Source organism: Rhodococcus sp. no. 34, assembly GCF_054589475.1.
The window spans coordinates 259479-272764 of record NZ_BAAILK010000049.1 but is presented as its reverse complement, the minus strand read 5'-3'; the positions used below and the strand labels follow the sequence as shown (position 1 = coordinate 272764).

The following is a 13286-nucleotide window of genomic DNA, read 5'->3' as shown; positions in this document are numbered from 1 at the left end:
TGCCGTGTGCCCCGAGGCGGGTACCAGGCCGGAGATAGGCGAAGGGGCCCACAGCCGCGTCCGCGCCGACAACGGAGTCGGTCCCGTGCGAGCGGACGACTACTGCGCGCTCGCCGACTCTCACGTTGTCCAAGGTGGTATCCGGGCCGATCACGGCGTCTTCGCCCACCGAGGTTGTGCCGGTCAACTGAACTCCGGGCAGGAGCGTCACGTCCTGTGCGACGTGCACGTCGCAATCTATCCATGTGCTCGCAGGATCGACGACGGTGACGCCGGCACGCATCCACTTCTCGAGGATCCGACGGTTCATCTCGCGGGCGAGCGTCGAGAGCTGCACGCGATCGTTGGCGCCCGCGACGAGAACCGAATCCGCGATGTGCTGAGCACGAACACGCTTGCCCGCGCGACGGGCGATCATGATCACATCGGTGAGATAGAACTCGTGTTGTGCGTTGTTGGAGTCGAGGGAGGCCAGCGCGTCGCGCAGAGTTTCGAAGTCGAAGGCGTAGACCCCTGAATTGACCTCGGTGATCGAGCGCTGCGAATCGGTGGCTTCCTTCTCCTCGACTATGGCGTTCACCTCGCCGTCCGTCGTACGAAGGATTCGCCCGTAGCCGGTGGGGTCGACGGCCGTCGACGTCAACACCGTCACCGCGGCCGCGGGAGCAGCCGTGTGCTGGGCGAGGAGGTCTGCGATGGTCTTTCCGTCGAGCAGAGGCACGTCGGCGGCTGTGACGAGTACGGTCCCGGAGAAGTCGGCCGGCAACCCCTCGAGCCCACAACTGACAGCGTGCCCGGTGCCCTTCTGCTCGTCCTGAACAGCGACGGTGACGGAACGGTCCAGTTCCCCGGCGACTGCGTTCACGGCTTCGGTGACACGCTCACGATCGTGACCGACGACGGTCACCAGGTGCGTGGGATTCAGTGAGGTTGCCGCGTGAAGCGAATGTGCCAGCATGCTGCGTCCGGCGAGAGTGTGGAGGACCTTGGGAGTCTTCGACTTCATTCGTGTACCGGCACCCGCTGCGAGAACGATCACGGCGGTCTGCACTGGTTTGAGCTCCCTCTGTCGATCAAACTGTCGATCAAACTGTCGATCAAGACATACATTCCGCTGGGGAAAGCATGTTGTTCACCAGCTCCGCCGCCAGGACTCGAACCTGAACTATCTGAACCAAAATCAGAGGTGCTGCCATTACACCACGGCGGATTGCCACGCATTGCCGAGCCTTGCGGCCGAACGCGCGAAAGAATAATCGCATGCCGACCCGCCGTAGGTCGAACCGCTCCTCCGATCGGGCCCCTGAAGTCCCGATAGGCTGAGCGTCCACAGCAGTGATTTGTGTGTCGGCGAGAGGAAGACAATGGCGACGGTGTCCGGTTCGGGTGGCGGGGATCCAGTTCCCGAACGAGTGACACGGATCCGGATGACCGGCACCCAACGTCGGCAACAGCTGATCGAGATCGGGCGGGCATTGTTCGCCGAACGGGGATACGAAGCGACCTCGATCGAGGAGATCGCCCAGCGCGCGAACGTGTCCAAGCCTGTCGTGTACGAGCACTTCGGCGGCAAGGAGGGGCTGTACGCCGTCGTAGTGGACCGGGAGATGTCGCGACTCCTCGAGATGATCACGTCTTCGCTCTCACAAAATCGCTCGAGAGTTCGAGTCGAGCGGGTTGCGTTGGCTTTGCTCACCTACGTGGAAGAGCACACCGACGGATTTCGGATACTCGTGCGCGATTCGTCCGTTGTCGCGCCCAGTGGGACATATTCGAGCCTCCTCAACGACGCGATCAGTCAGGTGGGCTACCTGTTGGCGGGGGACTTCTCCAGACGCGGTTTCGACCCCGGACTAGCAACGATGTACGCACAGGCGCTTGTCGGCATGGTGTCCACTACGGCTACTTGGTGGCTCGACGAACGGACTCCGTCGAAGGAAGTTGTCGCCGCTCACCTCGTGAATTTGTGTTGGAATGGGCTGACGAATCTGGAAGCCGATCCACAATTGGAGGGTTAACCAGGCGCGCCTGCCGCGCAGAGATGGATCGCGGTCTAAGCTGTGTTCGCTGTATCACGATCGTTTGATGGGCAAATGTCTCATTTGTTTGCAGGGTGGGTTGAATGCCGAACCGTGCCATCCATTTTGACGCTGTGAACGGGTAAGACCAAGAATTCGTTCGATGTGTGGTGATTGGAGGCCGGATCGATGGTGAGGCAAGAGCGGGCAGAAGCCACCCGTGATTCGGTGCTGCGCGGAGCAGCGGGTGTGTTCTTGCGCCTGGGCTATGCCAATGCCAGCTTGAGCGAGATCATCGCCGAGTCGCAGGTGACGAAAGGCGCCCTGTACTTCCATTTCGGGTCCAAGGAAGAACTCGCGCGGGCGGTGATAGACGAGGGTTCGGCACGTTTCGACGCAAAATGTGAGCTCTGGTTGGACCGTCGAACTCCCGCACTCGAGTCACTGATCGGTATTTCGTCGGTCATCGTCGACATCGGTGCGCATGACGCCATGGTTAGAGCGACGTTCCGCTTGTTGGTCGAGATCGGGGACTACCGGGGCTCCGGGCCGGCGACTCTGGACGTGTGGCTCGACATTTACCGTGAACTTGCCAGCCGTGCCGCCGACGAAGGTGATCTGCGTTCGGACGCGGATTCTGCTGACATTGCTCGTTTCCTGTTGGAAGTTGCGTCGGGAGTTCGGCTGATGGCAGCCGCGACCGGGACCGTTCGTGAGCTTTCGGACTCCATGAAGGCATCGTGGAACCTGATACTTCCGATCGTGGTCCCGGAATCGAAAGTGGAGTACTTCAGGCAATTCGCGGCCCGTCGCCTTGCCAGTGATCACTGAAATCACTGGCTCTCCGCACTGCTCCTTTGGTCAATTTGCTGCAAATGTCCTGGTAGGGACATTGTTCTCTTTGTTCTGCATTCGAAACAAACTAAGAGTATGTTTATAGTGTTGATGGGAATCTGGAAGTCCGATCTTGCCGTCAATCTTCGGATTGCGGTATGTTCTATCGGTAGCTGAAGAATTGCTGAGAATGAAGGTTTGTCAGGGCAGGGTGACGGCGTCGGCGCACCGGGCAGCATAGGGGGCTGCCCGGCGTGTACGACCCCAGATGGGGAGTCAACAGATGGGTGACACTGCGCCGACGCCGATGCTCGACATCGGCCCGCGGATCGGCTGTGACGTAGTGAACGTCGTGGATGTCACTCGAAGTATCGAGCTCTTCGGGCGGAGGTATCTCGATCGGACCTTCACCCCGCACGAATTGCAGACGTGCGCCGGGCCGGCGCGGGATCAACGATTGGCTGCACGTTTCGCCGCCAAAGAGGCTGTGGTGAAGGTACTGCGGCCTGGTGACGTTCCCATTCCGTGGAGTTCCGTCGAAATCACTCGGGCCGAGTGGGGTGGCTGTGGGGTGACGCTGTCCGGTAATGCCGCGGAACTCGCGCGGGCCCAGGATCTGCACGATTTTCAAGTATCTATCTCGCACGAAGCGGACGTGGCCATCGCAATGGTGATCGCAACACGCTCGGGCGCTCGCATCGAAAAGAAGGACGACATCGCTGATGATTGATCAGGCAATTCGGAAAGTGCTCGTCGAGCACGGTCGGCTGGCAGTCGACGTGAGCACGATCGACGGAGAGGCCGATCTTTACGAGTTGGGTTTGACGTCGCACGCGAGCGTGAATGTCATGTTGGCGCTGGAGGATTCGTTCGACATCGAGTTCCCTGACGAGTTGTTGCGGAAGAGTACTTTCGCAAGCGTCAAGGCGATCGAGGGTGCGTTGACGGAGTTGGGTGCTGCATGAACGCTCCGCAATCGCAGTGCACCACCGGGACGGCCCTCGAACGGGCCGCACGGTTGGCCGACGAAGTTGCAGCGGTGTGGGCCGACGAAGTCGATGCAGAAGCAAGGTTTCCGCGTGAAGCTGTCGACGCCATGCGAAGCGAACGGCTGCTGTCCGTAGCTGTGCCGAGGGAACTAGGCGGCGAAGGGCTCTCGCTGCAGGAAGTGTCGCAGATCGCCCGTGTGATCGGAACACGCTGTGCAGCAAGCGGAATGATTTTCGCGATGCATCAGACGCAGATATACTCGTTGGTCAAGCACGGCAACACCGAAGCACTACGCGAGTTTGTCGAAGAAACGGTCGACAAGCAATTGCTGTTGGCATCGGCAACCACTGAGCTGGGAATCGGTGGTGACGTCAGCCGGAGTTACTGCGCGGTGGAAGACTTGGGCGGTCATCTGCTGTTGATCAAGAACGCGCCTGTCATTTCGTACGGTGAACACTCCGACGCGATAGTCGTGACGGCTCGGCGAACCCCGGAGAGTCAGCCGAACGATCAGGTTCTCGTGGTGTGTCGTACCCCAGACCTGACGCTCGAACGCACCACCGAGTGGAACACGCTGGGGCTGAGGGGAACTTGCAGTCTTGGTTACATCCTTCGGGCCACCTCGACGCCCGAGATGGTCGCCGACGTACCGTATTCCGATATCTCCACCCATACGATGCTTCCGGTCTCGCACGTCGTCTGGAGCTCGGTGTGGTTGGGAATTGCCGACGCTGCAGTCGAGAAGGCACGCAAGTACGTGCGTGCCGCCGCTCGCAAGCAGCCCGGAGTCACTTCCCCCGGAGCGCTGCGGCTCGCCGAAGTTGCCGCTTCGGCACAACAATTCGCCGATCTCGTCGGCGCCTCTGCACGCAGGTACGACCGCGCAGTCCACGCGGAGGAAGGCGCTGCCGATTTTGAGGCGACAGGAGCGGTGGGATTTTCGCTCGCGATGAACAACCTGAAAGTCACAGCCTCCACAGCGGTCGTGGAAATCGTGGGGCAGACAATGTTGATCTGTGGCATCTCGGGATATCGCGAGGACACCGAATTTTCGCTCGGTCGGCACCTTCGTGACGCGCACGGCGCAGCGGTGATGGTGAACAACGATCGAATCATGGCAGGTTCAGCGCACATGGCTATCGGATACCGGGGAACGCTATGACGACCGAGAATGTGACGACCGAGACTGTGACAGGCGAGACCGATCTGGATCGGGCTCGGGCTGCATTTCAACGTGAACTGCTCGTCGAAGGACTTCTCGTCGAGACGGAGGTGCCGGGACTCTACGGGCGTTCCGGCGTATTCGAGGACATCGTCGACGGTATCGACCGAGTGGTGGTTGCAGCGGGGCCAGGCGACGCCGCGACTCGGCTGCGGTTCCCGCCGGTGTTCCCGCGTAGCAGTTTCGAGCGCACCGACTACATCGCTTCGTTTCCCAACCTCACCGGCGCCATCAACACCTTCGCTGGTTCCAATCGCGATCACGCGCGACTGCTGGCCGATCGCGCCGACGGACAATCGTGGGATCGCCACCTCGAGCCGACCGAGACCATGCTCGTGTCCGCAGCGTGCCATCCTGCCTATGCGCGGTACACCGGAGTTCTTCCCGAAGGCGGGGTGCTGTTGGACATCTACGGTTTTTGCTTCCGGCACGAACCGGCGATCGATCCGGCTCGCATGCAAGCGTTTCGGATGCACGAGTTCGTGACGATCGGTGACGCCGCGGCAGCGCGAGCGCATCGCGAGCACTGGATCGAGCGGGGGCTCGAGGTGCTCGGCCGGCTCGAACTCGACGCTACCCCGGTGATCGCCAATGATCCTTTCTTCGGGCGCGCCGGAAAGATGCTTGCAGCCAACCAGCGTGAAGAGAATCTCAAGACGGAACTGACGGTTCGGCTCTACGGAGATCTCGACGAGGGCACGGCGATCGTGTCCTCGAACAACCATCTCGACCATTTCGGTGTCAACTTCGACATCCGAACGGCGGAGGGGGAGGTGGCACACAGCTCGTGCGTCGGCTTCGGGATGGAGCGAATCGCGTTGTCCTTGTTGCGGACTCATGGTCTTGACGTGGCTGTATGGCCAACCTCCGTTCGTGAACGAATGGGCATCTGATGTCACGGCTGATCGACATTTCACCTGATCGCTACCGGCCCCATTCGTTGCACCAGGACGATCGCGTGTGGGCGCAGACCAACTGCTATACGGATCTGTGGATCGAAGTTTTGCATTCGCTGGGATTGGACCCCGTCCCGGCATTGGCATGTGCCTTCTCATCGCGGTTCGACGGGACTCAGTGGACGTTTCTCAAGCTCAAGGCCGAGGACATCTACGCGCTGTACGGAATCGAAGTCGCAGAGATGAACGTCTGGCGGGCACCGCTGATCCATGTCGAGGACAACCTCGCGGTTGGAATGCTGTCGACGGTTGAAGTGGACGGATACTGGCTTCCCGACACTCTTGGAACGAGCTATCACGAGGGGCACACCAAGACCACGATCGTGCCCAATCGGATCGATCGCGTTGCCGGCGAGCTCGAGTACTTTCACAACAGCGGGTACTACTTGCTGCGAGGCGACGATTTCTCCGGCGTCTTCGATCTCGATCGTTCCTCGCTTCCTTCGTTCGTGCCCTACGTCGAACAGATCAGGTTGAATCCGGTTCACGCGACCAACGCCGGAAACATCGCCGAAGTGGCTCGGCGGAATGTAGCGGTTCGAGCGGTGGGTAATCCCGTGCGAGAGCTGGGACGCAAGGTGATCGACGACCTCGAATGGGTGCAGGGGGCGGGTATGGATGCCTTTCACCTCTGGTCCTTCGGGCTACTTCGTCAGTGCGGGGCCAGCGCGGAGCTGGCTGCCGACGCCAGCGAGTTCTTGGACACTGCAGGTTTCTCCGGGACAGGCGAAGCTGCGCCAGATTTCCGCAAAGTGGCATCCGGTGCAAAGAGCGTGCAGTTTCAGATGGCGCGTGCATCCAGGGGCCGCGCGGTGGACCCGCGTGAGCAACTCGACGAGATGGCCGTGTCGTGGAAGAGGGCGATGGAAATCGTTGCCGACACAGTCGGCGTCGACTCGCATCGACACCTGAGGTTGGTCTGACAGTGCCTCGTTCGTCAGCAGACCTGCTGGCCGGCGCGATATGGCGATGCGCTGCAACCGAACCCGGATCCATATCTGACCCGGATGCCCTCGAAGCCGTGACCGAGTGGGTCGCAGCGTCCGTGCCTGGAACAGTCGTCGGTGCGTTACGTGCGGCGCAAACGGACGCCGGACGCACAAAGTCCGTTTCGTCGTCGTCTGTTTCAGAATCATCCGTTTCATCGTCGGACTGGTGGTTCGTGACTACCGTGGCCACGACTGGTGAGGGGTCGTGGCTGCTCCAGTTCGACGGTATGACGGCGTTTGCGGATGTCTGGATCGGCGGTGTCCGTGTCGCGTCCACTGAATCCATGTTCGCACCTGGGGAAGTGAGCATTCCGGCCGGAGTCGGCGCTGGTAAACGTGTCCAGGTGGCTGTTCATTTTCATTCTCTCTCCGCGATTTTGAGATCGAGGCGTCCTCGAGGACGTTGGCGCTCGTCGATGGTCCGTGAGCAGGGCCTTCGGTGGATCCGAACCACGATGCTCGGTATGGCTCCCGTGTTCAGTGGTGTGCCGGTACCGGTGGGTCCGTGGCGGGGTATCTGCTTGTTGGACAAGGGGATTGCCGCCGTAGTCTCTGCTGTCAAGCATGCGAGTGTTGACGGCACAACCGGTCGCGTTGCCGTCAGTGCTCGGCTCACCGGATTGCCGGCCTCGCTGGAGTACGTGACCGTGCGTGTCGGCGAACACTCGCGGCAATTGGCTGTATCCGCCGGACCGGATGGATTTCTCGAGGTGTCCGGCGTCGTCGAAGTGCCGGAAGCGAAGTTGTGGTGGCCGCACACTCATGGCACCCCGCGCACTTATCGGGTGACGATGGAAGCGGTCGGAGTCTCCGAGCATCTCGGTTCAGTTGGCTTCCGGACGGTGGAGGTCGACAGATCCGATGGTGGATTCCGTTTGTATGTCAACGGCATCCGGGTGTACTGCCGTGGTTCGGTGTGGGTGCCGACCGACCCGATCTCGCTTCAAGGCGACGCCGGCACCACTCGCGTCTTGGAACGCCTGGCAGAGGCCGGCCTGAACATGATTCGAATCCCGGGGACGATGGTCTACGAGAGCGACCACTTCTGGGAGGAATGCGCGCGACTGGGCATTCTCGTGTGGCAGGACATGATGTTGGCGACGCTCGATCCGCCCGACACCGACGAATTCTTCGAACTCGTTGCCTCCGAGGTCACCGAGTTCTTGCACAGAGTGCGCGGAAATCCCGCTTTGGCAGTCTTCTGCGGCGGCAGCGAGACCGAACAGCAGCCGACCATGCTGGGCTTGGTCGATCAACACATCCCGCTCATTCATTCGAGACTGCCGGAGTTGATCTCGACGGTGGCACCCGAACTCGAGTACGTGACGTCGTCCCCCTCGGCGCCTCGCGGGGGCGAGCAATTGGCAACGCATGTCGGAAGCGGGGTCGCTCACTACTTCGGGGTGGGTGCCTATCGTCGTCCACTGGCCGACGTGCTCAGCGCGCGAGTACGTTTTGCGACCGAATCATTGGCATTTTCGATTCCACCGTCGAATGCCGTGATCGAGAACGAATTCGGTTCACTCGCCGTCGCGGGGCACCACCCGGCATGGAAAGCCGCGGTGCCTAGGGACAACGGATCGTCGTGGGATTTCGAGGATGTTCGGGACCACTACGTCTACGCGCTTTTCGGCGAAGACGCTCGTGAAGTCCGGTGGTCCGACCCGGAACGCTATCTCGACCTGGGGCGAGCAGCTGTATGTGAGGCGTTCGCATCGACGCTCGGATACTGGCGTCGCCCGGACTCTCGGTGCGACGGCGCCTTGACACTCGCACTGCGAGACATGGAGCCCGGACCGGGATGGGGGGTCCTCGATTGGAGCGGCAGCCCCAAAGCTCCGTGGTTCGTGCTCCGTAGGAGCGCCAAACCGATCGCGCTCCTCGTCACGGACGACGGTATGGACGGATTGAGGCTCGACGCGATCAACGAGACCGCCGAACCTGTCGTCGGCGAGATCAGGTTTCGAGCGCACAGTCGGTCAGGTGTCGTCCCGGTCGACGTCGCGCTACCGGTCAAGGTGGAAGCGCATTCAAGTCTGACCTGGTCCGTGGACAGCCTTGTCGGCCGTTTCACCGACCTCACTCACGTCTTTCGTTTCGGGGCGCGGACATACGACGCCGTCACCGTCACACTCGAAGACGAAGACGGCGAGATGGTGGACGAAGTGGTCCACCTCCTGGGTGGCTCGGCGCGGCCTCGCGAGCGATCGGTCGGACTTGTTGCCACAGCGCGCAACGTCGGTGACTCGGAGTGGGTAGTCGACGTCTCGACGGATGCTTCAGCCCAATACGTTGCCCTCGAACTGCAGGGCTTCGAGCCCGAAGACTCCTGGTTCCACCTCGCGCCGAACGGTCGCAGGACTGTACGCCTACGGAGAACCGGTCAGGCGACGAAAGTGATCGGTCGCGTTCGGGCGCTCAACTCGCACGTGAGTGTGGCCGTGGCGCCGCCGATCACTCCGGTCACACAATCCTCGCCGTCCAAGCGGACGTCGAAGAAGACGAGTGCTACGGGAAACTGAACGGATCGGACTGCGCTGCGAGATCGCACACCGATAGAATCGAACCGGCGCACAACTCTGCCTAGGTGGGGATATTGCGCTCGGGCTGTGCGTCCGCAACCCGTCATCACTGTTCAGGAGCGCGTTCGTTGACTTCCTTGTCCTCTGCCCAGACTGCGCTCGCTGGACTCGCCGAGGTCGCCCTCGCAGATGCCGCGTTCACTCCGGTGATCGAATCCATCGGATCGGCCGCCTTGGACATCGTGGCTCCGAAGCCGGCTCGGCCGTTCATCGCCGCTGCACTCGCCGCTCGCACGCCGGTGCTGCTGGTGACAGCCACCGGTCGTGAAGCCGACGATCTGACTTCGGAACTCACCGAGATGCTCGGTGGAGGAGTGGCGCAGTTTCCGTCGTGGGAAACATTGCCGCACGAGCGACTGTCGCCGAGCGCGGATACCGTTGGGCGACGGGTGGAGGTACTGCGCAGACTCGCCAGACCAGACGACGCCTCGTACGGATCGCCACTTCGGGTGATCGTCACCACGGTGCGCTCTCTCGTTCAGCCGATGGCGCCAGGCCTGGGCGAGATAGAACCGATCACGTTGCGCGTCGGCACCGAGATCGATTTCGATTCCGTTCTGGTTCGTCTGGTGGAGATGGCGTACAGCCGCGTCGACATGGTGGGAAAGCGTGGTGAGTTCGCGGTCCGTGGTGGCATTCTCGACCTGTTCTCGCCGACGGCGGATCATCCGGTCCGTATCGAATTCTGGGGTGACGAGGTATCGGAGCTTCGCTACTTCTCAGTTGCCGATCAGCGTTCGCTAGCGGACGTCGACGTCGATTCCGTGATCGCGCCGCCGTGTCGTGAACTGATTTTGACAGCTGATGTTCGTGATCGAGCTGCCGCACTCGCTGCTGAGAACCAGGCTGACGCGTCGTTGGTCGAGATGCTGGACAAGATCTCGGCAGGCATCCCCGTCGAGGGGATGGAAGCTCTGCTTCCGGTTCTCAAACCCGGTGAACTGCAACTACTTTCCGATGTCCTTCCGGTAGGGGCGCACATCCTTCTGTGCGATCCGGAGAAGGTGCGCACCCGCGCCACCGACTTGGTGCGCACCGGCCAGGAATTCTTGGAAGCATCGTGGACGGCGGCGTCGATCGGCGGCGCTGCACCGCTCGACACGTCGATCCTCAACGGCGGGGGAGTCGATCTCGGTGCCTCCGCATACCGGTCGCTTCGTCATGTTCGCGAATCTGCCGAAGCTGCCGGCCGGCCGTGGTGGACGGTCAGCCCGCTGGCGTCGGGAAATGGTGAAGAACTGGAAATCCCGGTTCAGGCGGCACCGCAGGTACGTGGTTCCGACGACCTGTTGGCCGAGCTGTTCGTCAGCCTCCGGGCACACGTGAGCACGGGCGGTCGCGCGGCGATCGTGGTGGCAGGCGCCGGCACCGCAAGCCGAGTCGTCGAGCGACTCGGTGAAGCCGAAGTGCCCGCAAAGATGCTCGACGGCGGAGCGACCCCTGCCCGCGGACAGGTCGCGGTGCTCCGCGGGTCTCTGCACGACGGACTGGTACTCGCCGGCGACGACTCGACGCCGGGGATGGTGATCGTCACCGAGTCCGATCTGACGGGCAACCGCGTTGCTGCGGTCGGCGACGGAAAGCGCTTGCCGGCCAAGCGCCGCAATCAGGTCGATCCCCTCGCGCTGTCGGCAGGGGACATGGTCGTGCACGATCAGCACGGTATCGGCCGGTTCGTCGAGATGGTCGAACGCACCATCGGCGGGGCGCGTCGTGAATACCTGGTCATCGAGTACGCGCCGAGCAAGCGTGGTCACCCGGGTGATCGTCTGTTCGTCCCGATGGAATCGCTCGATCAACTCTCCCGGTATGTCGGTGGAGAGTTGCCGGCGCTGAGCAAGCTCGGTGGATCCGACTGGGCGAACACCAAGCGTAAGGCCCGCAAGGCGGTTCGTGAGATCGCGGGTGAGTTGGTTCAGCTCTACGCTGCGCGTCAGGCGGCCCCGGGGCATGCGTTCGGCCCGGACACGCCGTGGCAGAAGGAACTCGAAGACGCGTTCGCCTTCACCGAGACCATCGACCAGTTGACCGTCATCAGTGAGGTCAAGGCCGACATGGAGAAGCCGGTTCCGATGGACCGGGTGGTGATCGGTGACGTCGGGTACGGCAAGACGGAGATCGCCGTCCGCGCCGCGTTCAAGGCAGTGCAGGACGGCAAGCAAGTGGCGGTGCTGGTGCCGACGACTCTGCTTGCACAGCAACATCTTCAGACCTTCACCGAACGAATGGCGTCGTTCCCGGTGAAGGTGCGAGGGCTGTCCCGGTTCACCGACGCCAAGGACTCGAAGGAAATCATCGCCGGCATGGCGGAAGGTGAGATCGACATCGTCGTCGGTACTCACAGGTTGCTGCAGACCGGTATTCGCTGGAAGGACCTCGGGCTTGTGATCGTCGACGAGGAACAGCGATTCGGAGTCGAGCACAAGGAACACATCAAGGCGTTACGCACCCACGTCGACGTCCTGACGATGTCGGCTACCCCGATTCCTCGTACTCTCGAGATGAGCATGGCCGGGATCCGCGAGATGTCCACGATCCTCACACCGCCGGAAGAACGTCATCCGATCCTCACGTACGTCGGCGCGTATGCGGACAAGCAGGTTGCCGCGGCCATCCGGCGTGAACTTCTGCGCGACGGCCAGGTCTTCTACGTACACAACCGTGTCAGCTCGATCGACAAGGCAGCCAAGAAGATCCGTGAACTCGTCCCGGAGGCTCGCGTCGTCGTCGCGCACGGTCAGATGAACGAGGACACTCTCGAAAAGACCGTGCAAGGATTCTGGGAACGCGACTTCGACGTGTTGGTCTGTACCACGATCATCGAAACCGGTCTGGACATCTCGAACGCGAACACACTGATCGTCGAACGTGCGGATTCGCTGGGCCTCTCGCAGTTGCATCAGCTTCGCGGACGCGTCGGGCGTAGTCGTGAACGTGGATACGCATATTTCCTGTACCCGGCCGAAAAGCCTTTGACGGAAACGGCATACGACCGACTGGCAACGATTTCGCAGAATTCGGACCTCGGCGCTGGTATGGCAGTCGCGATGAAGGACCTCGAAATCCGTGGAGCCGGAAACGTTCTGGGCGCAGAGCAGTCCGGCCACGTCGCCGGGGTCGGGTTCGATCTGTACGTCAGGCTGGTCGGTGAGGCGGTCGAAGCCTTCCGGGCTGCAGCCGACGGCAAACCGATCACCATGGACGAGGGCACGAAGGAAGTCCGGATCGACCTACCGGTGGACGCACACATCCCGCCCGACTACGTCACCAGTGACAGGCTCAGGTTGGAGGGGTACCGCAAGCTCGCTGCGGCAACTGATTCCGACGGCATCGCTGCCGTAGTCGAAGAACTGGTCGATCGCTACGGCCCGCTGCCCGAAGAGGTTCGACGGCTGATCTCGGTGGCCAAGCTTCGACTGCTCTGCCGCGAGTATCAACTGGAGGAAGTCGCCGTCACCGGAACTCAGCTCAAGATCTCGCCTATGTCACTGCCCGATTCCAAACAGATCAGGCTCAAGAGGATCTATCCGAGCGCGCAGTACCGGGCAACGACCGGGCTCGTGCAGCTCCCGCTGCCTCGCACCGGCGGAGTCGGCTCGGATCGCCTGCGGGACGTCGAATTGCTCCAGTACATCGCGGACTTCATCCTGGCGATAGACGGGCGCGCCGCCGGTGCCGTCCTGGTCGAGGCGTGA

At 61.8% G+C, this 13286-nt stretch carries 10 protein-coding genes and 1 tRNA gene; 9 read left to right on the top strand and 2 right to left on the bottom strand.

The window, feature by feature from the left end:
- The coding region (glmU, locus tag ACYP01_RS30040; RefSeq protein ID WP_459683701.1) for a bifunctional UDP-N-acetylglucosamine diphosphorylase/glucosamine-1-phosphate N-acetyltransferase GlmU at nt 1-1051 on the bottom strand (1051 nt) is incomplete at its 3' end.
- A gap of 88 nt (nt 1052-1139) precedes the next feature.
- Nucleotides 1140-1210, bottom strand: a tRNA-Gln gene (locus tag ACYP01_RS30035).
- 154 nt (nt 1211-1364) lie between these two features.
- Between ACYP01_RS30035 and ACYP01_RS30030 the strand changes: the two genes are divergently transcribed.
- The 9 genes from ACYP01_RS30030 to mfd all read left to right on the top strand — a co-directional run bounded on the left by ACYP01_RS30030 (nt 1365) and on the right by mfd (nt 13286).
- Nucleotides 1365-2018 carry a TetR/AcrR family transcriptional regulator gene (locus tag ACYP01_RS30030; protein WP_003946303.1) on the top strand — a complete coding sequence of 218 codons (654 nt, stop codon included), beginning with the start codon at nt 1365-1367 and terminating at the stop codon, nt 2016-2018.
- Between the two features lie 189 nt (nt 2019-2207).
- On the top strand, nt 2208-2849 hold the full coding sequence (locus tag ACYP01_RS30025; RefSeq protein WP_003946317.1) for a ScbR family autoregulator-binding transcription factor: 642 nt from the start codon (nt 2208-2210) through the stop codon (nt 2847-2849).
- A gap of 286 nt (nt 2850-3135) precedes the next feature.
- Nucleotides 3136-3582 (top strand): holo-ACP synthase, encoded by a 447-nt coding sequence (locus ACYP01_RS30020; protein WP_459683698.1) that lies wholly within the window; start codon nt 3136-3138, stop codon nt 3580-3582.
- Nucleotides 3575-3817 (top strand): acyl carrier protein, encoded by a 243-nt coding sequence (locus ACYP01_RS30015; RefSeq protein WP_003946296.1) that lies wholly within the window; start codon nt 3575-3577, stop codon nt 3815-3817. The genes ACYP01_RS30020 and ACYP01_RS30015 overlap by 8 nt, the downstream gene beginning before the upstream one ends.
- Nucleotides 3814-5004 (top strand): acyl-CoA dehydrogenase family protein, encoded by a 1191-nt coding sequence (locus ACYP01_RS30010; RefSeq protein WP_459683695.1) that lies wholly within the window; start codon nt 3814-3816, stop codon nt 5002-5004. Before ACYP01_RS30015 ends, ACYP01_RS30010 begins: the two co-directional genes overlap by 4 nt.
- A complete protein-coding gene (locus ACYP01_RS30005) occupies nt 5001-5957 on the top strand; it encodes an amino acid--[acyl-carrier-protein] ligase (protein WP_459683693.1) in 957 nt (318 codons plus the stop codon). Before ACYP01_RS30010 ends, ACYP01_RS30005 begins: the two co-directional genes overlap by 4 nt.
- Entirely contained in the window at nt 5957-6943 is a 987-nt protein-coding gene (locus ACYP01_RS30000) for a DUF1839 family protein (protein WP_003946304.1), read from the top strand. The genes ACYP01_RS30005 and ACYP01_RS30000 overlap by 1 nt, the downstream gene beginning before the upstream one ends.
- A gap of 2 nt (nt 6944-6945) precedes the next feature.
- Nucleotides 6946-9531: a glycosyl hydrolase 2 galactose-binding domain-containing protein gene (locus ACYP01_RS29995; RefSeq protein ID WP_459683690.1), complete on the top strand. Its 2586-nt coding sequence runs from the start codon at nt 6946-6948 to the stop codon at nt 9529-9531.
- Nucleotides 9532-9659: 128 nt separating this feature from the next.
- Nucleotides 9660-13286 carry a transcription-repair coupling factor gene (gene mfd, locus ACYP01_RS29990; RefSeq protein ID WP_459683688.1) on the top strand — a complete coding sequence of 1209 codons (3627 nt, stop codon included), beginning with the start codon at nt 9660-9662 and terminating at the stop codon, nt 13284-13286.

What these genes read in the sequence shown, in the direction of transcription:
- ACYP01_RS30030 (WP_003946303.1), top strand. Translation starts at nt 1,365, where the DNA reads ATGGCGACGGTGTCCGGTTCGGGTGGCGGGGATCCAGTTCCCGAACGA.
- ACYP01_RS30025 (WP_003946317.1), top strand. Translation starts at nt 2,208, where the DNA reads ATGGTGAGGCAAGAGCGGGCAGAAGCCACCCGTGATTCGGTGCTGCGC.
- ACYP01_RS30020 (WP_459683698.1), top strand. Translation starts at nt 3,136, where the DNA reads ATGGGTGACACTGCGCCGACGCCGATGCTCGACATCGGCCCGCGGATC.
- ACYP01_RS30015 (WP_003946296.1), top strand. Translation starts at nt 3,575, where the DNA reads ATGATTGATCAGGCAATTCGGAAAGTGCTCGTCGAGCACGGTCGGCTG.
- ACYP01_RS30005 (WP_459683693.1), top strand. Translation starts at nt 5,001, where the DNA reads ATGACGACCGAGAATGTGACGACCGAGACTGTGACAGGCGAGACCGAT.
- ACYP01_RS30000 (WP_003946304.1), top strand. Translation starts at nt 5,957, where the DNA reads ATGTCACGGCTGATCGACATTTCACCTGATCGCTACCGGCCCCATTCG.
- ACYP01_RS30010 (WP_459683695.1), top strand. Translation starts at nt 3,814, where the DNA reads ATGAACGCTCCGCAATCGCAGTGCACCACCGGGACGGCCCTCGAACGG.